This window comes from Streptomyces sp. NBC_00726, from assembly GCF_045161735.1.
Classification (GTDB): Bacteria; Actinomycetota; Actinomycetes; order Streptomycetales; family Streptomycetaceae; genus Streptomyces.
In genome coordinates, this window is sequence record NZ_CP108983.1 from 174,192 (window position 1) to 192,659 (window position 18,468).

The window sequence follows — 18,468 nt, forward strand, 5'->3', positions numbered from 1 at the left end:
GGGGGGCTCGTGTTCTCCCGCCGAGGGATTGGGGAGCACACCATGACGGCAGGCCCGGCCGGCACACCGGTCGACACCAGCAGGCCGCACCCGGCCCGTGTCTACGACTACCTCCTCGGCGGCAAGGACCACTACCCGGTCGACCAGGAGCTCGGCGAGCAGATGCCGGAGCTGGCGAAGGTGGGGGTCGCGCAGAACCGGGCCTTCATGCACCGGTCGGCCGGCTGGGCGGCGCGGGCGGGCATCGACCAGTTCCTGGACATCGGGACCGGCATCCCGACCCGGCCGAACCTCCACCAGATCGTCCAGGAGGTGAACCCGGCGGCCCGGATCGTCTACACGGACAACGATCCGATCGTCCTGCGGCACGCGGAGGCGCTGCTCGTCAGCGCCCCGGAGGGCGCCACCGACTATCTCGAAGCCGATGTGCGCGAGCCGGAGAAGATCCTCGCCCATGCCCGTACGGTGCTGGACTTCGACCGGCCGGTGGCGCTGTCGATGATCGCCCTGATGCACTTCATGGCCGCCGGTGACGACCCGTACGGCATCACGCGCACCCTGGTGGACGCGCTGCCCCCGGGCAGCTGCCTGGCACTCTCCCACTTCACGGTGGACTTCCTCGTCGTCGACCAGGAGGCGCTCGACCGCTACCGGTCGAGCGGCATCACGCTGCAACCCCGCGACCGTGCGGAGGTGGCCCGCTTCTTCGACGGGCTCGACATGGTCGACCCGGGCCTGGTGCCCGCGCCGCGGTGGTACAACGGAACGCCCCCGCCGGAGCCCCAGGACGCCACCGACACCATCTACACGGGGGTGGGCCGCGTCCGGTGATACCCGGCCGGGCGGCCGTCAGGCGAGGCGGTCGCGCAGGTCCCGCTTGAGGATCTTGCCGCTGGCGTTGCGCGGGAGGGCGTCGGTGAGGACGACCCGCTTGGGCGCCTTGAAGTGGGCGAGCCGTTCGCGGGCGTGCGCGATCAGCTCGTCCTCGGTGGCCTCGCCCTTCAGGACGACGACGGCGGTGACAGCCTCGATCCAGCGCTCGTCGGGCAGCCCGACGACGGCGGTCTCGGCGACGGCGGGGTGGGTGTAGAGGGCGTCCTCGACCTGCCGGGATGCGACGAGGACGCCACCGGAGTTGATGACGTCCTTCACCCGGTCGACCACCGTGAAGTAGCCGTCCGCGTCCCGGACCGCGAGGTCGCCGGAGTGGAACCAGCCGTCGCGGAACGCCTCCGCGCTCTCCTCCGGCTTGTCCCAGTAGCCGGTGCACAGCTGGGGTGAGCGGTAGACCACTTCGCCCGCGGTGCCGTCGGGGACCTCCTTGCCGTGCTCGTCCACGACGCGGGCCTCCACGAAGAGGACGGGCCGGCCGCAGGAGTCCATCCGGCCCTCGTGCTCGTCGGGGCCGAGCACGGTGGCCAGCGGGCCGATCTCGCTCTGCCCGAAGCAGTTGTAGAAGGCCAGCCCGGGCAGCCGGTCGCGGAGGCGTTCCAGCACGGGGACGGGCATGACCGACGCCCCGTAGTACGCCTTGCGCAGGCCGCCGAGGTCGCGGGTGGCGAAGTCCGGATGGTTGGCGAGGCCGATCCAGACGGTGGGCGGGGCGAAGAGGCTGTCGGCCCGCCCCGATTCGACCAGGTCGAAGATCCGGGCCGGGTCCGGTGCGTCCAGGACCGTGTTCTCGGCGCCCACCGCGAGGTAGGGCAGCAGGAACACGTGCATCTGCGCCGAGTGGTAGAGCGGCAGCGCGTGGACGGGCCGGTCACCGGCGCGCAGGTCGAGCGCGGTGATCGCGCTGACGTACTCGTGGACGAGGGCTCCGTGCGTCATCATCGCGCCCTTGGGGAGCGCGGTGGTCCCGGAGGTGTACAGCAGCTGGACCAGGTCGTCGGCGGCCGGTTCGCGTACGGGCGTGAACGGGCGCGGGGTGCCCAGCTCCGCCAGCAGCGCCCCCTCGTCGTCGCGCAGTGCCCGTACGGCGAAGCCCTCGGGGACACGGTCCGCGAGGGCCGGGTCGGTGAGGACCAGGGAGGCGGCGGACTGGCGCAGGATGTACGCCAGGTCGTCGCCGGTGAGGTTCTGGTTGACGGGCACGTGGACGAGCCCGGCCCGGGCGCAGGCGAGGAAGGCGATCAGATACGCGTCCGAGTTGTGGGCGTAGGCGGCGACCCGGTCGCCCGGGCGCAGCGCGTGGCCCTCGGTGAGGGCGGCGGCCGCGGTGGAGACGGCCTCGTCCAGCTCGCGGTAGGTCCAGGCCCGGTCGGCGTACCGCAGGGCGGTGCGTGCGGGGGTGCGCCGTGCGCTGCGGGTCAGGACGCCGTCGACTGTGCTGCTGCGTACACCGTTCATGGCGTGATCCTGTGCGGCCGGGGCGCCCCGGTCAAGAGGCTGACGCGACATCAGATTCTTTACCGTTCGCACCCCTACGGCACGGCGGGGCCTGACAGTACTCTCTGCTCGGCAGGAAGTTTCATGCTCGGAAGAGATTTAGAAAGTTACTTTCAGGCAGCGAGAAGGGGTTGTGCATGACGGAGGACAGGGCGGCCGGGGAGATCAGCCGGCGGAGGCTCGGTGGTGGGATGCTGGCCCTGGGCGGGGCACTCGCCCTGGCGCCGATCCCGTTCGCGGGCGCGGCGTCCGCCACGGAGCCGGGGACGGGGTCGTCACAGATGCACGCGGGCAGGGGCGCGAAGCCGACGCTGCGGCGCGGATCGGCCGCCCGGGCCGGGCTGTTGCGGGAACCGCTGGACCAGCTGGTCACCGAGGCGGAGCGCTATCTCGGCGCCTCGCCGAAGCACCCGTGGTACGCGGGCGCGGTGCTGCTCGCGGGCCGGGGCGGGACGGTGGCCCTGCACCACCCGATCGGCAGGGCGGTGCGCTACTCGGCGTACGACGAGACGACCGACACCGGTGTGGAGTTCCCCGAGGACCAGCAGATCGCGATGGCCGAGGACACGGTCTTCGACCTGGCGTCGGTCTCCAAGCTGTTCACCTCGATCCTGGCGGTGCAGCAGATCGAGCGCGGCACGCTGGAGCTGGAGGCGACGGTCGCCTCCTATCTGCCGGAGTTCGCGGGCGGCGGCAAGCAGGACATCACGATCCGTCAGCTGCTCACCCACACCTCGGGTTTCACCGCCTGGATCCCGCTCTACAGCGCGCCGACCCGGGAAGGGAAGCTGGAGCTGCTGTGGAAGGAGGTCCCGGCCAACCCGCCGGGCACCGTCTACCTCTACTCCGACCTGAACCTGATCTCGCTCCAGCTCGTCCTGGAGAAGCTGACCGGACGGACCCTGGACGTCCTGCTGCGCGAGCGGATCACCGCCCCGCTCGGGATGCGGCGCACCCGCTACAACCCGCCCGCCTCCTGGAAGCCGAAGATCGCCGCGACCGAGGACGCCCGGCTCCCCTGGTCCGGGCTCGACCGCGGCCTGGTCTGGGGCGAGGTGCACGACGAGAACGCGTTCAGCCTGGACGGGGTCGCCGGGCACGCCGGGGTGTTCTCCTGTGCCTGGGACCTGGCGGTCCTGGCGCGCACCCTGCTCAACGGCGGGGTCTACGGGCGGGCCCGCATCCTCTCGGCGGACTCGGTCGACCTGCTGTTCACCGACTTCAACACGGCGTTCCCCGGCGATGAACACGGTCTGGGCTTCGAGCTCTACCAGCACTGGTACATGGGCGCCATGGCCACGCCCCGGACGGCCGGGCACACCGGCTTCACCGGGACCAGCCTGGTCCTGGACCCGTCCACGGACTCGTTCCTGATCGTGCTGGGCAACTCGGTGCACCCGGTGCGCAACTGGCGGTCCGGCAGCGCGCCGCGGGTGGCCACCGCCAACCAGATGGCCCGGGCGGTCGCGGTCCGCCCGGCCCGGGGCCGTACCGCCTGGTTCTCCGGGATGGCGAGCGCGTCCACGGCCACCCTGGCGCTTCCCGCGCTGTCGCTGGCCTCCTCGCGGGCCCGGCTGAGCTGTGCGCTGTGGTGGGACACCGAGCCGGCGTCGGACTTCCTGTATCTGGAGGCTTCGACGGACGCCGGTGCCAGCTGGCAGCCGGTGCCGTTCACCACCACGCCGACCGGGCAGGGCGGGCGGCCCCGGCCCGAGGCACACCCGGACGGCGCGGTCTCCGGCTGGTCGGGCCGGGTCTGGCACCGACTGGACGCCGGGCTCGCCGGGGTGCGCGGCGCCGGGGTGCTGCTCAGGTGGCGCTACACCACGGATCAGCTGTACGTGGGCCGGGGCGTGTATGTGGACGCCATCAGGGTCGAGGACGGCGGTCGTACGGTCTTCGACGAGAGCCGGCCGTCGGACGCCCGGCGGATCGAGGCGGAGGGCTGGGCCGCCTCGGCCGACTGACCGGCCCCCGAATCGCGGGGCGGGCGGGCCCGGCCGCCCGCCCCGCTCCGGTCTGCGGGGCGTCCGTCAGGCCGGCGCGTGGCCGCGTTGCCGGAGCGCCGCCACCTCGCGGTAGAGGTCGGCGGCCTCGCGGGCGCGGCCCAGCTGTTCGAGGCAGTGCGCCTCGTCGTCACGGCCGGCGAGCGTGTCCGGGTGGGCGGGGCCGAGCAGCCGGGTCCGGGCGTCGGCGACCTGCCGGTACACGGCGAGCGCGTCCGTCCAGCGCCCGAGCCAGCCGAGGGCGACGGCGACCTCGCGGCGGCTGACGAGGGTGTCGGGGTGGTCGGGGCCCAGGACGTGTTCCCGGGTGCCGGACACCGCCTGCGCCTCGGCCAGGGCCTCGTCCCAGCGGGCCAGCCGGCCGAGGTTGACGCCCAGTCCGTGGCGGGCGCGCAGGGTCTCCGGGTCGGTGGGGCCGTTGACCCGGGTGCGGTCGGCGACGAGCGCGCGGTACAGCTCCAGGGCGTCGGCGCTGCGGCCGAGGCGGCCCAGGCTGATGCCGACCTCGTAGCGGGTGGCGAGGGTGTCCGGGTGGGCGGGGCCGAGCAGCCGGGTCCGTGCCTCGGCGACCTGGCGGTAGGTGTGCAGGGCCTCCGTCCAGCGGCCGAGCCGGCCCAGCGTGTAGCCGACCTCGTAAAGCGTGACCAGGGTGTCCGGGTGGTCGGCCCCCAGCACCCGGGCGCGGGCGGCGGCCACGTCGTGGGCCATGCGGTACGCGTCGTCCAGGCGGCCCAGCCGGCTGAGGCTGAAGGCCAGGTTGTGGCGGCAGCGCAGGGTGTCGGGGTGGTCGGGGCCCATCGTGCGCTCCCGCGACGCGAGCACCGCGGTGTGCAGTTCGTGGGCCTCGGTGTGCCGGCCGAGGCGGCCGAGCGCGTACGCCATCTGCTGCCGGGCGGCGAGCGTTTCGCCGTGCTCGGGGCCGAGGGCGCGGGCGCGGTCATCGGCGATGCGGCCGAACTCGCGCAGCGCGTTCTCCGCCCGCTCCCTGCGGGTGGGGCCGGGGTTCGGGACCTGGGGGCCCGGCGGGGCGGTTCCGGTGGTCCAGGCGAGGGTGAGGCCCGCCGAGTGGTCGGGCGGTGCCAGCGGGGTCACCGCGCCCGTCGCCTTGTGGCCGCCGGTCATCGTGTGCGCCCAGGCGGGCAGCGGCGCGGCGGGGGCGGGCGGCGGGCCGGCGAGGGTGACGGGGGCGGGCGGGGCCTCGCCGGCCGGGCCCAGGAAGGGCTGCTCGCCGGTGCGGCCGACGGCGATGCGGCGGCGCAGGTCGTGGGCGTCGGCCGGGCGTTCCTCGGGGGTCTTGGCGAGCAGGTCGAGGACGACCCGGTCGAAGAACCCGGGGAGTTCGGCGCGGTGGGAGCGCAGCGGCTCGGGCGTGGTGTCGCGGTGGCCGACGAGGATGCCCCAGGAGTCCCCCAGGTCGAAGGGCGGGGCCCCGGTGGCGATCTCGTACAGCACACAGCCCAGCGAGTAGAGGTCGCTGCGGTGGTCGACCTGGCCGCCGCTGATCTGCTCCGGCGACATGTAGTGCGGAGTGCCCATGGCGATGCCGACGCCGGTGAGCCGGGAGCTGACCGGGATGCCGTGGCCCGGCCGGGCGATCCCGAAGTCGCAGATCTTCACCGTGCCGTCGGACAGCCGCATGATGTTGGCGGGCTTGAGGTCGCGGTGGACGATGCCCTGCTGGTGGGTGTAGCCGAGGGCGTCCGCGACCTGTTCGGCGATGTCCACGATGTCGTCCACGGGCAGCGGGTGCTGTTCGTTGTCCTCCAGGAGCTGGCTGAGGTTGCGGCCGTCCAGCAGCTCCATCACGAGGTAGAGCACGCCCTCGTACTCGCCGAAGTCGTGGACGACGGTGACGCCCCGGTGCTGGAGGGCGGCGGCGACCCGGGCCTCGCGGCGGAAGCGTTCGCGGACGATGCGGGTGTAGTCCTCGTCGTGCTGGGCGCTCACCGGCTTGAGGCATTTGACGGCGACCTGACGGCCGAGCGCCTCGTCGCGGGCGCGCCACACCTCGCCCATGCCGCCGCGACCGATCAGGTCGAGCAGCCGGTACCGGCTCTGGATCAGCCTGGTTTCCGCCATCCCTGTTGCCGCCCCCGTCGTTCAGCCCGCTGTCGCCGCACCCTCCCAGGTGCGTCCAGTATGGCTGCCTGCCTCTTCAGTGTGTACGGGGTGGGGCGGCTGCCGGGTCCGAGCCGCGCCATCGCGTTCATGATGTGACCGGGCGGAAGCCGCCAGCGCAGCCGTGCGGGGACCGCTCGCAACAGCATCCCGGCGGCGCGCAGCCGGCGGTCCACGGCGGCGGGCGGCGGCGCCTTCCGCCCGTACAGCTCGTGGGCGAACGGCGGCAGCGACTGGTACGCGAGGGTGGCGACGCGCCGCCACAGCAGGGCCCGTACGGGGACGAGGAGCGGGGGCACGGGCGGGCGGCGCAGGAAGCTGTCGACGTCCAGCGCCTCCGGGGTCCGGGCGAGCCGGGGCCGTATGCGGGCGAAGTAGTCGGCCATCTGGGCGGTCGTCGGGGGCACGTCCTCGGGGTCGAGGCCGACGAGCCGGGCGCTGTGCCGGTGCTCGGCGAGGTACTGGTCGGCCTGCCGGGCGGTGAGCGGGTAGCCGGAGCGGCGCAGGACCTGGAGATAGGAGTCGGCTTCGGCGCAGTGCACCCAGAGCAGCAGCTCGGGCTCGTCCACGCCGTGGATGGTCCCGGTCGCCGGGTCGGTGACCTTCAGGCGGGCGTGGATCTTCCGGACCCGGGCGCCCGCCTTCTCGGCGGCCTCGGTGGTGCCGTAGGTGATGGTGCCGACGAAGCCGGCGGTGCGCATGAGCCGGCCCCAGGCGTCCTCGCGGAAGTCGGAGTTCTGCGTCACGCCGCGCACGGCGAGGGGGTGGAGCGCCTGGAGGTAGAGGGCCCGCACCCCGGCGATCCACATCATCGGGTCGCCGTGCAGCTGCCAGGTGACCGATGCGGGTCCGAAGAGCCCGGGGTCGGCTTCCGTCATGTGCGTGTCCCTCCCCCTCGGGGCGCTCCGGCCGGTGCGGACGTCAGCGGGCGCCGGGCGCGGCGGCGACGCGTGCCAGCACGGTATCGAGGTCGGCGCGGGACCACCAGGAGCCCTCCCGCAGCCGCGTGCGGCGTCTCGCGGGTCGTCATGCCCGCCTTGACGAAGTCGGCGCCGTCGCGGTGCTGTTCCCGCACGGCCCGCACCGCGTCGTCGGCGGTGCTCGCGTTGAACGGGGTGAGGAGGTCGCCGGCGGTCGCCTTCGGGTCCGGGACGCCGGTGAGGGCGGACGGCGCGAATGTGGCGACACGCCCTAGCGGGCGGCCGGCGGTGTCCGGAGGCGGTCCAGCAGGGCCGCCTCCGCGGTGTCGGACCGGGTGCCCTCCCAGCTGGCCAGGGGGACGGCCCGCAGATGGCGGCCCTGCGGGTCGAGGAGGTGGCCGGCGAGCTTCATCGGCCAGAGGGTGAGCGCCCGGTCGGCCACCGTCAGCTCGGGGTGGCGGGCGGTCAGCCGGGACTCGAAGGCGCCGATGTCGTCCACCGAGCGCAGCCAGGCGGCCAGGAGCAGGTTGTGCGGGCCGGTCAGCGAGGCGCAGAGCCGGATCTCGCGGATCTGGCTGATGCTCTTCGCGAGCTGGGGCGCCCGGCTCTGCGGCACCGCCGCCCAGTACGAGACGGAGACCGGCCAGCCGGAGAGCGACCGCGCCACCTCGCACCGGTAGGCGAGCGCCCGGTCGGCGTCCAGGCGATCGAGCCTGCGGCGGACGGTCGTCGGGCTGAGCCCGGTGCGTTCTGCGATGTGGGCGACGGGCCGGCGCGGGTCCTCGCCGAGGACCCGGACCAGTTCGAGATCGCGTTCCGGAACGGCGTACGCGGGCTGCCGGTGCGGGGCGGGCGGGGCGAGCTTGCGGCGCTGCTCCTCGGTGAGGCGGTCGAGCCGCCAGCGGCTGCCCTCGGTGTGCAGGGTGGTGGCGACCTGGGTGCGGGAGGCCGCGACGCCGTCGAGGGCGCCGAGGCGGAAGCCGACGTAACGGGCGAGCTGGGCGTGGTCCGTGAAGACGGCGGTGATCACGAGATCCCGGCTGCCGCTGACGTGCTCCAGATTGAACACATGCGGGTCGTCCGCGATCCGGCCGGCCACCTCGTGCAGCCGCCCGGGGACGCAGTCCACCTCGATGAACGCGACCAGCGTCCAGGTGTGCGGGCCGCTCGCCGCGACCGAGGGATGCACGCCGATCCAGGCGTGCCCGGCCTGGGTGAGCCGGGCCCAGCGCCGGGCGACCGTCGAGGCGTCGATGTCGAGCACGTCCCCGATGGTCCGCCAGTCCGCGCGCGGCGCGATCTGGAGCGCGGTGACGAGGAGCAGATCGAGTTCGTCCAGCACGGGGCCGCCCTCCGGGTGGTTGTGACGTCGGACCGGCCGGCGTATTTCGGCAAACGATCTGCGCTTTCCGGAGAATGCTGGCATCAGAAGCGCCCTGAACGGCCGGATCGGCACCATACCAGGCATGTTCGTACGCACTGACGCCCTCGCCTTCGAAGACTCCCTGGTCCAGCTGCGCCACGCCCTGCACCGGCGGCCCGAGCTCGGTCTCGACCTCCCCCGCACCCAGCGGGCCGTCCTGGACGCCCTGTCCGGGCTGCCCCTGGAGATCACGACCGGCAGCCGGCTCACCTCGGTGACCGCCGTCCTGCGCGGCGGCCGCCCCGGCCCCGCCGTGCTGCTGCGCGGTGACATGGACGCGCTGCCCGTCCAGGAGGACAGCGGTGTGCCGTACGCCTCCGAGGTGCCCGGGCGGATGCACGCCTGCGGCCACGACGTGCACACCGCCGGGCTGGTCGGGGCGGCCATGCTGCTGGCCGCGCGGCGCGAGGAGCTGGCGGGTGACGTGGTGTTCATGTTCCAGCCGGGCGAGGAAGGCATGGGCGGCGCCCCGCTGATGATCGAGGAGGGGGTGCTGGACGCGGCCGGGACCCGGGTCGTCGCCGCGTACGCGCTGCACGTCACCTCCGCGGTGCTGCCCGCCGGCACCGCGGCCGTCCGGCCGGGCCCGATGCTCGCCGCCTCCGACGAGGTCACCGTCCGGGTGGTGGGCGCCGGCGGCCACGGGTCGTCGCCGCATCTGGCGAAGGACCCGGTCCCGGCCGTCTGCGAGATGGTCACCGCGCTCCAGACCCTGGTCACGCGCACCGTCGACATCTTCGACCCGGCCGTGATCACCGTGGGCTCGCTGCACGCGGGGTCGGCCGGGAACGTCATTCCCCAGGCCGCCGAGTTCACCGCCACCATCAGGACGTTCTCCGAGGAGACCCGGGCCCGGGTCCGGGCCGCCCTGGAACGGACCGTGCGGGGGATCGCCGGCGCGCACGGCCTGACCGCCGGGACCGAGTACCGCGACGGCTATCCGGTCACCGTCAACGACGCCGCCGAGGCCGCGTTCGCGCTGCGCACCGCGCGCGAAGTGCTCGGCGCCGGGCAGGTCTTCGAGGCGCCGCGCCCGATCGCCGGCTCGGAGGACTTCTCGTATGTGCTGCACGAGGTGCCGGGCGCGTACGTGGGCCTCGGCGCGTGTCCGCCCGGCCGGGACGCCTCGGCCGCTCCCATGAACCACTCCGCGCAGGCGGTCTACGACGACCGGGCGGTGACGGACGCGGCCGCCCTCCTGGCCGGGCTCGCGGCGCGGCGTCTCCAGGCGGCCGGCGACCGCGCGGAGCAGCCGTCATGAGCACGACGGAGGCGGCCGGGGCCGCCGCCCGCACCGGCACCGCGTCCGTCGGCGCGGTCGTCGGGCTCCTCGTCCTCTTCGAGCTGACCAGCGGGTTCCTTCAGGGCGGGATCGTCCCGCTGCTACCGGACATCGGCACCGAGCTGGGGATCGCGGACGCGGATCTCAACTGGGTGGTCGCCGCACAGCTGCTCGCCGCCGCCGTGTCCGTGCCCGCGTTCGGCCGGCTCGGCGATGTGTACGGGCACCGCCGGATGCTGCGGGTCTCGCTGGTGTGCGTCGCCGTCGGGTCGCTGCTCGTGGCCTTCGCCTCTTCGCTGCCCGTGCTGCTGGCCGGCCGGGTGCTGCTGGGCCCGCTCGCCGCGCTGCTGCCGCTGGAGATCGCTCTCGTACGCGACCGGCTCTCCGTCGAACGTGCCCGCGGTGCCATCGCGCGGCTGGTCGGCGCGCTCACCCTCGGCACCCTGCTCGGCGGGGTGGTGATGGGCCTGGCGCACAAGGCGACCGGCGATGTCCGGATCACCCTGCTCCTTCCGGCCGTGCTGGCGCTGCTCTGTGTCCCGGTCTCGTTCCTGGCGATCCCGGAGTCCACCCGGACGCCGGGTGCCCGGCTGGACTGGCCGGGCGTGGGCCTGCTGAGCCTGGCGGTGCTTCTGCTGCTCGCGGGGATCTCCGCGGCGAAGACCGGCCCGCTGCTCTCCGGCGCGGTGCTGGTCCCGGTGCCGCTCGCCCTGCTGACGGGCGCGGTGTGGGCGGTGCGCGAGCTGCGGGTGCCTGATCCGCTGGTGGACCTGCGGGCACTGGCGGACCGCAGTGTCGCCCCGTACTTCCTGTGCGCGGCGGCGTTCGGCGTCGTCTACTTCGGCAGCCTGGCCCCGGACGCGACGTTCCTCGCGGCGGACCCGGAGCGCACCGGCTACGGCTTCGGGCTCTCCGCGCTCGCCATCTCACTGATCGCCCTGCCCGCCGGGGTCGCCGCGGTCGTCTGCTCCTCGCTGACCGCCCGCATCGCGGGGCGCCTGGGCTACCGCCCCGCGCTGATCGCCTCGTTCGCCCTGATCGGCGTGAGCTTCCTGGCCACCGCCGCGTTCCACACGGCGATCTGGCAGCTGGTGGCGGCCAAGGTGCTCGCCGGTGCCGGGATCGGCGTGGCGCTCGGCGCGCTGCCCACGGTGATCGCGGAGGCCGGCGCCCCCTCCCGTACGGGGATCACCACGGCCCTGTACAACAACGTCAAGACCCTGGGCGGGGCGGTCGCCGGAGCGGTCATCGCGGTCGTCCTGGCGACCCCGGCGTCCGAGACCGGGAGCACCGTCGCCGATACCCAGGAGGCGGCGAGCGAGTCCGGGTACGTCATGGTGTGGCTGCTGTGCGCACTGCTCTCCGCGGGCGCGGCCGTGGCGGCGGCCGCCGCGCGGCGCGGGGCGGCGGAATAACCGGGGCGGGCGGAGCACCCCGTTTGTCATACTGCGACGATGATCGACGCACCTCGTCCCGCACTCGACTCCCTGGCCGGGCTCGCCTTCGGTGACGCCTTCGGCGACCGCTGGTTCGGCATCCTGCGCCGCGAGGGCCCCGGGCCCCTGGAGACGCGGACGCCGCCCGAGGAGTCCGTGTGGCGGTGGAGCGACGACACCGCGCAGGCGCTGGTCCTGGTCCGTGAACTCGCCGAGGGCGAAGGCGTCGTGGACCAGGACCGGTTCGCCCGCAGCCTGGCCGAGGAGTACGCCGCCGACACGCACCGCGGCTACGGCGCCTCGATGCACGATGTGCTGCGCCGGATCGGTGCGGGCGAGCCCTGGCAGGAGCTGGTGGCCGCACAGTTCGACGGCATGGGCTCCTGGGGCAACGGGGCCGCGATGCGCGTCGCCCCGCTCGGCGCCTGGCACGCCGGCGATCTGGACACCGCCATGGAGCAGGCGGCCCGCCAGAGCGCGGTGTCGCACCACCATCCGGAGGCGGCCGCCGGGGCGGTGGCGGTCGCCGTCGCCGCGGCACTGGCCGTGCGCGGCCGGGGCGGTCCGGCGCCCGGACGGGCCGCGTTCCTCCAGGAGGTCGCCGCGCGGCTGTCCGACAGCGAGGTGCGCTCGGGCATCCGGATCGCGTCCCGGATGCCCGCCCACACCTCGGTCCGTCACGCGGCGGAGGTACTGGGCTCCGGCTACCGGATGTCCGGGCCGGACACCGTGCCCTTCGCGCTGTGGTGTGCGGCGGGCCACCTGGACGATCTGGCGGAAGGACTGTGGTGCACGGTCGCGGGGCGCGGTGACATCGACACCACCTGCGCCATCGCGGGCGGCGTGATCGCCGCCCGTACCGGCGTCGCCGCCCTCCCGCCGGCCTGGCACACGGCCCGTGAGCCGCTGCCCGGGTGGGCGGCGCTCAGCGCCTGACCGCGCGCAGTACGACGAACTTCGGGTCGCCCGCCACCGTTGCGCAGTTGCCGAAGATCCGGCGCAGGGTGGTGTGGTGGCCCAGATGCCGGTTGGCGACGACCCAGAGTTCGCCGCCCGGGCGCAGTGCGCGCCGGGCCCCGTGGAACATGGTCCGGGCGGTCGCGTCGGTGGTGGCCTGGTGGGAGTGGAACGGCGGGTTGTTGAGGACCAGGTCCGCGCTGCCGGGCTCGGCGCCGGCCAGTCCGTCCCCGACGACGAAGCGTGCCCGGGCGTCCGGCCCGGTGTTGTCGCGGAAGGTCGCCTCGGCCGATGCCACGGCCTGGTACGACTCGTCCACGAAGGTGAGGGTGGCGTCGGGGTTGGCGAGGGCCGCGGCGAGGCCGAGGACGCCGTTGCCGCAGCCGAGGTCCACGACGCGGTCCGGGCCGGCGCGGTCCGGCAGGTGCTTGAGGAAGAAGCGGGTGCCGATGTCGAGCCGGTCGGCGCAGAAGATCCCGGCGTGATTGGTGACGGTGCGCCCGGCGGCCGCCCCGGCATCCGGGGGCAGCGCGTAACGCAGCGGCCAGGGGCTGGGGGTGCGGGGCAGGGCGGGGTCCGGGGTGCAGTGGATGAGCCGGGCCTTGCGGACGGCGAGGGAGGTCCGGGTCGGGCCGATGACGCGCTCGAACAGGCTCAGCGTGGAGGTGTGGATCTCCTTGACCATTCCGGTGCCGACGACGACCGTGCCGGCGTGCACGGCGGGCGCGATCCGGTGCAGCTGGTCCTCCAGGAGCGCGAGGCTCTTCGGTACGCGTACGAGGAGGACGTCGACGCGGTCCGGCGGGGTGTCGCGCGGCGACAGCAGGCGCACCGCACCGGCGGGCAGCCCGTTGCGCTCCAGGTTCGCGGCGGTGGCCCGCTGCCCGAGATGGGAGTCGCTGATCTGTACGGGGTGGTGCGCGGCCAGGACCGTGCTCAGGGCGCCCCAGCGGTCGCCGATCACGACGACGTTCCCCGAGACGTCGACCGCCTCCGCCAGATGCTGGAGCAGATAGGCGTCGGCCGCGTCCCAGGCACGGAACGGGTCGCGGGGGTCCTCGGGGAAGCGGGCGAGGTCGTAACCGGCCTCTGACGTCGTCAAACGGTTCATTGTGCGTTCAGGCTAACCGAGCGGCGCCCCGCGCCCGTACCCGCGGCGGGTGCGACTGCCGTGGCCGCCGCACCCGCCGCCGGCTACGGCAGTCGCTTGTCCATGGCCGCCCGGCCCTCTCTGGCCAGGGTGCGCTCCGCCCACTCAAGGTTCGCCGGGGTCAGGTCCCGCCCGGACGCGAGCACCAGATCCTCGGCGGACGGGTTGTCGGTGGCGCCGGTGTGCAAGAGGTCGTCCGGAGTCGGGCCCCGGGTACTGGATACGGATTCGGACTCGTCGCTCATGCCGCCTCCTTGTCCCTCCCGTCATTCTCGCCCTCCCCCGGCACTCCCGCATCCGAGACCGGGGCGGGGTCCCGGACCGGCTCCCGGCCCTCACTTGACCTGCACATGATAGATACGCAACGTTCACACATCGTGACGGTCCGCATGGAAGGCTCCCGCGTACACATAGCGGACACGACCACCGCGGAGCCGTCCCCCACCCCGTGACGACGCCGCGGTGCGCGTATTCCCGGAGAGGACACCCCACATGTCCCGTCGTCACCTTCCCGCGCGGCACGCACTGCCCGCCGCGCTCGCCGCGCTCGTGGTGTTCAGCGGCACGGCCGCCGCCGCACCCGTCCCGACACCCCCGCCCACCGCCGCCTCCGCGCTCTCCGTGCTGGACGACACGTACTACCAGGACGCGGCCGGCAAGACCGGCACCGCGCTGAAGAGCGCCCTGCACACGATCATCAGCGACCAGAGCAAGCTCACCTACAGCCAGGTCTGGGACGCCCTGAAGGACACCGACGAGGACCCGGCCGACTCCTCGAACATCATCGAGCTGTACACCGGGCGCTCCGAGCCGAAGAGCAACAACGGCGGCAGCGTCGGCCAGTGGAACCGCGAGCACGTCTGGGCCAAGTCGCACGGCGGCTTCGGCACGGCCACCGGCCCCGGCACCGACATCCACCATCTGCGCCCGTCCGACGTCCAGGTCAACTCCACGCGCGGCAACAAGGACTTCGACGACGGCGGTACGGAACTGAACAACGCGCCGGGCAACTACACGGACTCCGACTCCTTCGAACCGCGCGACGCCGTCAAGGGCGACGTGGCGCGGATGATCCTCTACATGGCCGTGCGCTACGAGGGCGACGACGCGTTCCCCGATCTGGAACCCAACGACAGCGTGTCCAACGGCTCCTCACCGCACATCGGCCGGCTCTCCGTACTCAAGGCATGGAGCGAGCAGGACCCGCCGGACGCCTTCGAGAAGCGGCGCAACGACGTCATATACGAGGACTACCAGCACAACCGGAACCCGTTCGTGGACCACCCCGAGTGGGTGGAGGCCATCTGGTGACGGACCCGCGCTGAGCGACCGCGAGGCCGCCGGCCGTCAGCTCCGCTCCGCCTGGGCGATCCGGGGGAACGACTTGACGCCGGCGGCCTTGCGGCTGTTGGCGTGCTCGCTGACGGTCTTGTCGGTCGGCGCGTCCGGGAAGCCGAGCACCACGGAGTCCAGCACCTTGCCCGACGCGTCCACGAACTCGACGCGCACGGCGAAGAACGCCTCCTCGCCGCTGCGGTTGGTCACCCGCACCAGGGCGCTGCGGAACCGCTCCCCGGACTGGACCGCGATGCCGCTGACGGAGACGTCGTCCACCGCGTTGCCCTTGCCGTCGACACTCTTGAGGGTCGCCACGGCCTTCTGCCGGTTGCGCTCGGCGTCGGCGGAGACGGAGGCGGCGAACTCGTCCTGGGTGCGCTCGCCACGGGTCGGGCTCGGGCTCGCCGTCGGTTCGGCGGAGATCGTACGGGTGCTGCTGGCCGTGCCCGCCGAAGAGGTGTCGGAGTCGCCGCAGGCGGCCGCCCCGGCGGCGAGCAGCGCGACGAGCGCGGCGGGGGTCAGGGCGCGGATGACGCGGCCTCGGAAAGGGCGCCGCACGGGGCCGGTCCGGTTCACAAACGCTCCGTCCACTGAAGCGGGCACGGTGAAGCAGCGCTTCCCGCACCCGGGATGACCAACTCGCCCATATTAGGATCAAAAGGTATGAATTGACTCGTTGAATCACCCGCCCCGCACGCAGTGCGCGCCATTCCCCGGGAGGGAACTGATGGACACGGACGCCCTGACCGCCGGCCTGCTCCAGGAGCTCCGCCGGACCAGGCCCTATCCGGCCCTGTCCCTGACCATGCCGACCCACCGTCGCGCCCCGGACAACACCCAGGACGCCGTACGGCTGCGCAACCTGCTGTCGGAGGCCCACAACCGGCTGGAGGCCGATCCGCGGGCCGGCCGGGAGGCGTGCGCCGCGATCAAGCGGCAGCTCGACCGGGCGGCTGGTGAACTCGACCAGCGCCGGGCCCTGGACGCACTCGTGCTCCTGGCCACCGCCGACGAATACCAGATCTGGCGGCTGCCGCGTACCGCACCCGAACGGGTGGTGCTGAGCGACAGCTACCTCACCCGCAACCTGGTCGCCGCGAAGGCACAGGCCCGCCCCTTCTGGGCGCTGACCGTGGCCGCCGACCACGCCGCCCTGTTCAGCGGCACCGCCGAGTCCGCTCAGGAGGCCCACGCCGGCGGCTTCCCGCTGGCCGCCCCGCGCGAGGAGTCCAACCCGCAGCGCATGGAGCGGATCGGGGACACGGCGAGCAACTTCGCCAGCGAGGACACCCGGAACTTCCTGCGCACGGTGGACGAGAAGCTGCGCGCCGTCCTGGCCGCCGACCCCCGCCCGCTGTACCTGGTGGGCATCGCGCCGGCGCTGGCGCTGTTCGACGAGGTCAGCGAGTGCGCGAAGGACGCGGTCGGCCGGGTCACCAAGGGCGCCCCCGCCGACAACGCGCCCCGCGACCTGCTCACCGAGCTGCGCCCGGCCCTGGACGCCCGGCGCGAGCACTTCGCCAAGGAGATCGAGGGGCGGCTCGACGCGGCGCGCGGCCGCAAGGCGTTCGCCGGCGGTCTGGACGAGGTGTGGGCCGCGGTGCGCGAGGGCCGCGCCGGTCTGGTGGCCGTGGAGGAGCACTACCAGCAGACGGTACGGGTCGCCGAGGAGCACCTGAAGCCGGTGACCGACGACGTGGTGGACCCGGCCGACACGAGCGTCCGCGAGGACATCGTGGACGAGCTGGTGGAGGCGGCGCTGGACAGCGGCGCGGAGGTGTTCTTCGTCGCGGACGACTCGCTGAAGGGGCACGGCCGGATCGCGGCCGAACTGCGCTTCTGAGCCGCGCGGTACGCGCCGAGGCCCGGACGGGGGATTCCCGTCCGGGCCTTCTCCGTACGACTTGAGGGGGTGTGCCGTGTGCACGGTCACCGGGGCTCGGAGCCGTACCAGACGGTGGTGGCGTTGCAGAACTCGCGGATGCCGTGCCCGGCGAGTTCGCGCCCGTAGCCCGAGCGCTTCACCCCGCCGAAGGGCAGCGCGGGGTGGGAGGCGGTCATGCCGTTGAAGAAGACGCCGCCGGCCTGGAGGTCGCGGACGCAGCGGTCGGCCTCGTCGGCGTCGCGGGTCCAGACGTTGGAACTGAGCCCGAAGGAGGTGTCGTTGGCCAGCTCGACGGCCTGGTCGAGGCTGTCCACGCGGTAGAGCGTGGCGACCGGGCCGAAGGTCTCCTCGCGGTGGATGCGCATCTCGGGGGTGATGCCGGCGAGGACGGTGGGCGCGTAGAACCAGCCGTTCTCCAGTCCGCCGGCCAGGCCCTCGGGGCGTCCGCCGCCGCACAGCGTCTCGGCGCCCCGGTGCACCGCGTCGTCCACCAGTCCGGCGAGGTCCGTGCGGCCCTGCTCCATGGCGATCGGCCCGATGTCGGTGGACTCCTCCAGCGGGTCGCCCACGGTCAGCCGGCGCATGCCGACGGTGAAGCGCTCGGCGAACTCCTCGTACACCTGGGTGTGCACGATGAACCGCTTGGCGGCGATGCACGACTGGCCGTTGTTCTGGGTGCGGGCGGTGACGGCGGTACGGGCGGCCTTGGCGACGTCCGCCGAGGGCAGGACCAGATAGGGGTCGCTGCCGCCGAGTTCGAGGACGGTGTGCTTGACCTCGTCACCGGCGACGGCGGCGACGGAGCGGCCGGCCGGTTCGCTGCCGGTGAGGGTGGCGGCGACCACCCGGGGGTCGCGCAGGATGCCCTCGACGGCGCCGGAGCCGACCAGCAGGGTCTGGAAGCAGCCGGCCGGGAAGCCGGCGCGGTGGAAGAGGTCGCCGAGGTACAGCGCGGTCTGCGGCACGTTCGACGCGTGCTTCAGCAGGCCCGTGTTGCCGGCCATCAGGGCGGGGGCGGCGAAGCGCACGACCTGCCAGAGCGGGAAGTTCCACGGCATCACGGCGAGGACCGGGCCGAGCGGCCGGTAGCGGACGTACGCGCGCACCGCGCCGGCGTCCCGCACATCGGCGGCGGCGGGGTGCTCGTCGGCGAGCAGTTCCCCGGCGCGGGCGGCGTACCAGCGCATCGCCTTGGCGCACTTCGCGGCCTCGGCGCGGGCGGCCGTGACGGGCTTGCCCATCTCCAGGGTCATGGTGCGCGCGATGTCCTGCCGGTCCTCGTCCAGGAGGTCGGCGGCCCGGTTGAGCAGCCGGGCCCGTTCGGCGAACGTGGTGGTGCGGTAATCGCGGAAGGCGGCGTGGGCCGCGGCGATCCGCCTCTCGATCTCGTCGTCGTTCAGCGCGTCGAACGTCCTGAGCGTCTCGCCGTTCGCGGGATTGACCGTCGCGATGGGCATGGCTGTGGCCTCCTTGCCTCGGTACTCCGACCGTGCCGCGCGGCGGGCCCGCCCGCAACGCGGGCCGTGACACGACGCGGCCCCCGCCACCGCGTACCGGTGCGGGGG

Annotated in this window: 15 protein-coding genes; 7 read left to right on the forward strand and 8 right to left on the reverse strand. The window is 73.7% G+C overall.

The annotated features are described in order from the left end of the window. The first annotated feature begins 42 nt into the window (after positions 1–42). Positions 43–831, forward strand: a complete 789-nt coding sequence (locus OG338_RS00750) for an SAM-dependent methyltransferase (RefSeq protein ID WP_405935439.1) — start codon at positions 43–45, stop codon at positions 829–831. An 18-nt stretch (positions 832–849) separates the two neighbouring features. Here OG338_RS00750 and OG338_RS00755 read toward each other — a convergent pair whose 3' ends face one another. Beyond that, positions 850–2,349, reverse strand: coding sequence for an acyl-CoA synthetase (locus tag OG338_RS00755; protein ID WP_405935440.1), 1,500 nt, complete (start codon positions 2,347–2,349; stop codon positions 850–852). Between the two features lie 176 nt (positions 2,350–2,525). Here OG338_RS00755 and OG338_RS00760 point away from each other — a divergent pair, with 176 nt between their 5' ends. Beyond that, positions 2,526–4,355, forward strand: a complete 1,830-nt coding sequence (locus tag OG338_RS00760; RefSeq protein WP_405935441.1) for a serine hydrolase — start codon at positions 2,526–2,528, stop codon at positions 4,353–4,355. 66 nt (positions 4,356–4,421) lie between these two features. Here OG338_RS00760 and OG338_RS00765 read toward each other — a convergent pair whose 3' ends face one another. From OG338_RS00765 to OG338_RS00775, 3 genes are all read right to left on the reverse strand, one after another. Further along, the gene (locus OG338_RS00765; RefSeq protein ID WP_405935442.1) at positions 4,422–6,473 is read right to left on the reverse strand and encodes a protein kinase domain-containing protein; all 2,052 of its coding nucleotides are present in this window, start codon (positions 6,471–6,473) and stop codon (positions 4,422–4,424) included. After that, complete coding sequence (locus OG338_RS00770; protein ID WP_405935443.1) at positions 6,455–7,390, reverse strand: oxygenase MpaB family protein; 936 nt, start codon at positions 7,388–7,390, stop codon at positions 6,455–6,457. Before OG338_RS00770 ends, OG338_RS00765 begins: the two co-directional genes overlap by 19 nt. A 313-nt stretch (positions 7,391–7,703) precedes the next feature. Next, complete coding sequence (locus OG338_RS00775; protein WP_405935444.1) at positions 7,704–8,774, reverse strand: Lrp/AsnC family transcriptional regulator; 1,071 nt, start codon at positions 8,772–8,774, stop codon at positions 7,704–7,706. Positions 8,775–8,898: 124 nt separating this feature from the next. Between OG338_RS00775 and OG338_RS00780 the strand changes: the two genes are divergently transcribed. Genes OG338_RS00780 through OG338_RS00790 form a run of 3 tightly spaced genes read left to right on the forward strand, consistent with a single transcriptional unit; the run spans position 8,899 to position 12,509 of the window. Then, the gene (locus OG338_RS00780) at positions 8,899–10,116 is read left to right on the forward strand and encodes a M20 family metallopeptidase (protein ID WP_405935445.1); all 1,218 of its coding nucleotides are present in this window, start codon (positions 8,899–8,901) and stop codon (positions 10,114–10,116) included. Continuing rightward, a complete protein-coding gene (locus OG338_RS00785) occupies positions 10,113–11,552 on the forward strand; it encodes an MFS transporter (protein ID WP_405935446.1) in 1,440 nt (479 codons plus the stop codon). The genes OG338_RS00780 and OG338_RS00785 overlap by 4 nt, the downstream gene beginning before the upstream one ends. A 39-nt stretch (positions 11,553–11,591) precedes the next feature. Further along, positions 11,592–12,509 (forward strand): ADP-ribosylglycohydrolase family protein, encoded by a 918-nt coding sequence (locus tag OG338_RS00790; protein WP_405935447.1) that lies wholly within the window; start codon positions 11,592–11,594, stop codon positions 12,507–12,509. On the opposite strand, the gene OG338_RS00795 is transcribed toward OG338_RS00790, so the two are convergent. Then, positions 12,499–13,641: a methyltransferase gene (locus OG338_RS00795; protein WP_405935448.1), complete on the reverse strand. Its 1,143-nt coding sequence runs from the start codon at positions 13,639–13,641 to the stop codon at positions 12,499–12,501. The genes OG338_RS00790 and OG338_RS00795 overlap by 11 nt on opposite strands. 83 nt (positions 13,642–13,724) lie before the next feature. After that, a complete protein-coding gene (locus OG338_RS00800; RefSeq protein WP_405935449.1) occupies positions 13,725–13,925 on the reverse strand; it encodes a hypothetical protein in 201 nt (66 codons plus the stop codon). Positions 13,926–14,172: 247 nt separating this feature from the next. On the opposite strand from OG338_RS00800, the gene OG338_RS00805 reads away from it, so the two are divergent. Beyond that, positions 14,173–14,991, forward strand: coding sequence for an endonuclease I family protein (locus tag OG338_RS00805; protein ID WP_405935450.1), 819 nt, complete (start codon positions 14,173–14,175; stop codon positions 14,989–14,991). Positions 14,992–15,027: 36 nt separating this feature from the next. Here the strand turns inward: OG338_RS00805 and OG338_RS00810 are convergent, their stop codons facing one another. Next, a complete protein-coding gene (locus OG338_RS00810; protein WP_405935451.1) occupies positions 15,028–15,594 on the reverse strand; it encodes a hypothetical protein in 567 nt (188 codons plus the stop codon). 151 nt (positions 15,595–15,745) lie between these two features. On the opposite strand from OG338_RS00810, the gene OG338_RS00815 reads away from it, so the two are divergent. Further along, complete coding sequence (locus OG338_RS00815) at positions 15,746–16,861, forward strand: chemotaxis protein (protein ID WP_405935452.1); 1,116 nt, start codon at positions 15,746–15,748, stop codon at positions 16,859–16,861. A gap of 86 nt (positions 16,862–16,947) precedes the next feature. On the opposite strand, the gene OG338_RS00820 is transcribed toward OG338_RS00815, so the two are convergent. Further along, complete coding sequence (locus tag OG338_RS00820; protein ID WP_405935453.1) at positions 16,948–18,360, reverse strand: NADP-dependent succinic semialdehyde dehydrogenase; 1,413 nt, start codon at positions 18,358–18,360, stop codon at positions 16,948–16,950. Between the last annotated feature and the right edge of the window lie 108 nt (positions 18,361–18,468).

Coding starts and splice junctions, on each gene's coding strand:
- OG338_RS00750 (WP_405935439.1), top strand. CDS start 43: ATGACGGCAGGCCCGGCCGGCACACCGGTCGACACCAGCAGGCCGCAC.
- OG338_RS00755 (WP_405935440.1), bottom strand. CDS start 2,349: ATGAACGGTGTACGCAGCAGCACAGTCGACGGCGTCCTGACCCGCAGC.
- OG338_RS00760 (WP_405935441.1), top strand. CDS start 2,526: ATGACGGAGGACAGGGCGGCCGGGGAGATCAGCCGGCGGAGGCTCGGT.
- OG338_RS00765 (WP_405935442.1), bottom strand. CDS start 6,473: ATGGCGGAAACCAGGCTGATCCAGAGCCGGTACCGGCTGCTCGACCTG.
- OG338_RS00770 (WP_405935443.1), bottom strand. CDS start 7,390: ATGACGGAAGCCGACCCCGGGCTCTTCGGACCCGCATCGGTCACCTGG.
- OG338_RS00780 (WP_405935445.1), top strand. CDS start 8,899: ATGTTCGTACGCACTGACGCCCTCGCCTTCGAAGACTCCCTGGTCCAG.
- OG338_RS00785 (WP_405935446.1), top strand. CDS start 10,113: ATGAGCACGACGGAGGCGGCCGGGGCCGCCGCCCGCACCGGCACCGCG.
- OG338_RS00790 (WP_405935447.1), top strand. CDS start 11,592: ATGATCGACGCACCTCGTCCCGCACTCGACTCCCTGGCCGGGCTCGCC.
- OG338_RS00795 (WP_405935448.1), bottom strand. CDS start 13,641: ATGAACCGTTTGACGACGTCAGAGGCCGGTTACGACCTCGCCCGCTTC.
- OG338_RS00800 (WP_405935449.1), bottom strand. CDS start 13,925: ATGAGCGACGAGTCCGAATCCGTATCCAGTACCCGGGGCCCGACTCCG.
- OG338_RS00805 (WP_405935450.1), top strand. CDS start 14,173: ATGTCCCGTCGTCACCTTCCCGCGCGGCACGCACTGCCCGCCGCGCTC.
- OG338_RS00815 (WP_405935452.1), top strand. CDS start 15,746: ATGGACACGGACGCCCTGACCGCCGGCCTGCTCCAGGAGCTCCGCCGG.
- OG338_RS00820 (WP_405935453.1), bottom strand. CDS start 18,360: ATGCCCATCGCGACGGTCAATCCCGCGAACGGCGAGACGCTCAGGACG.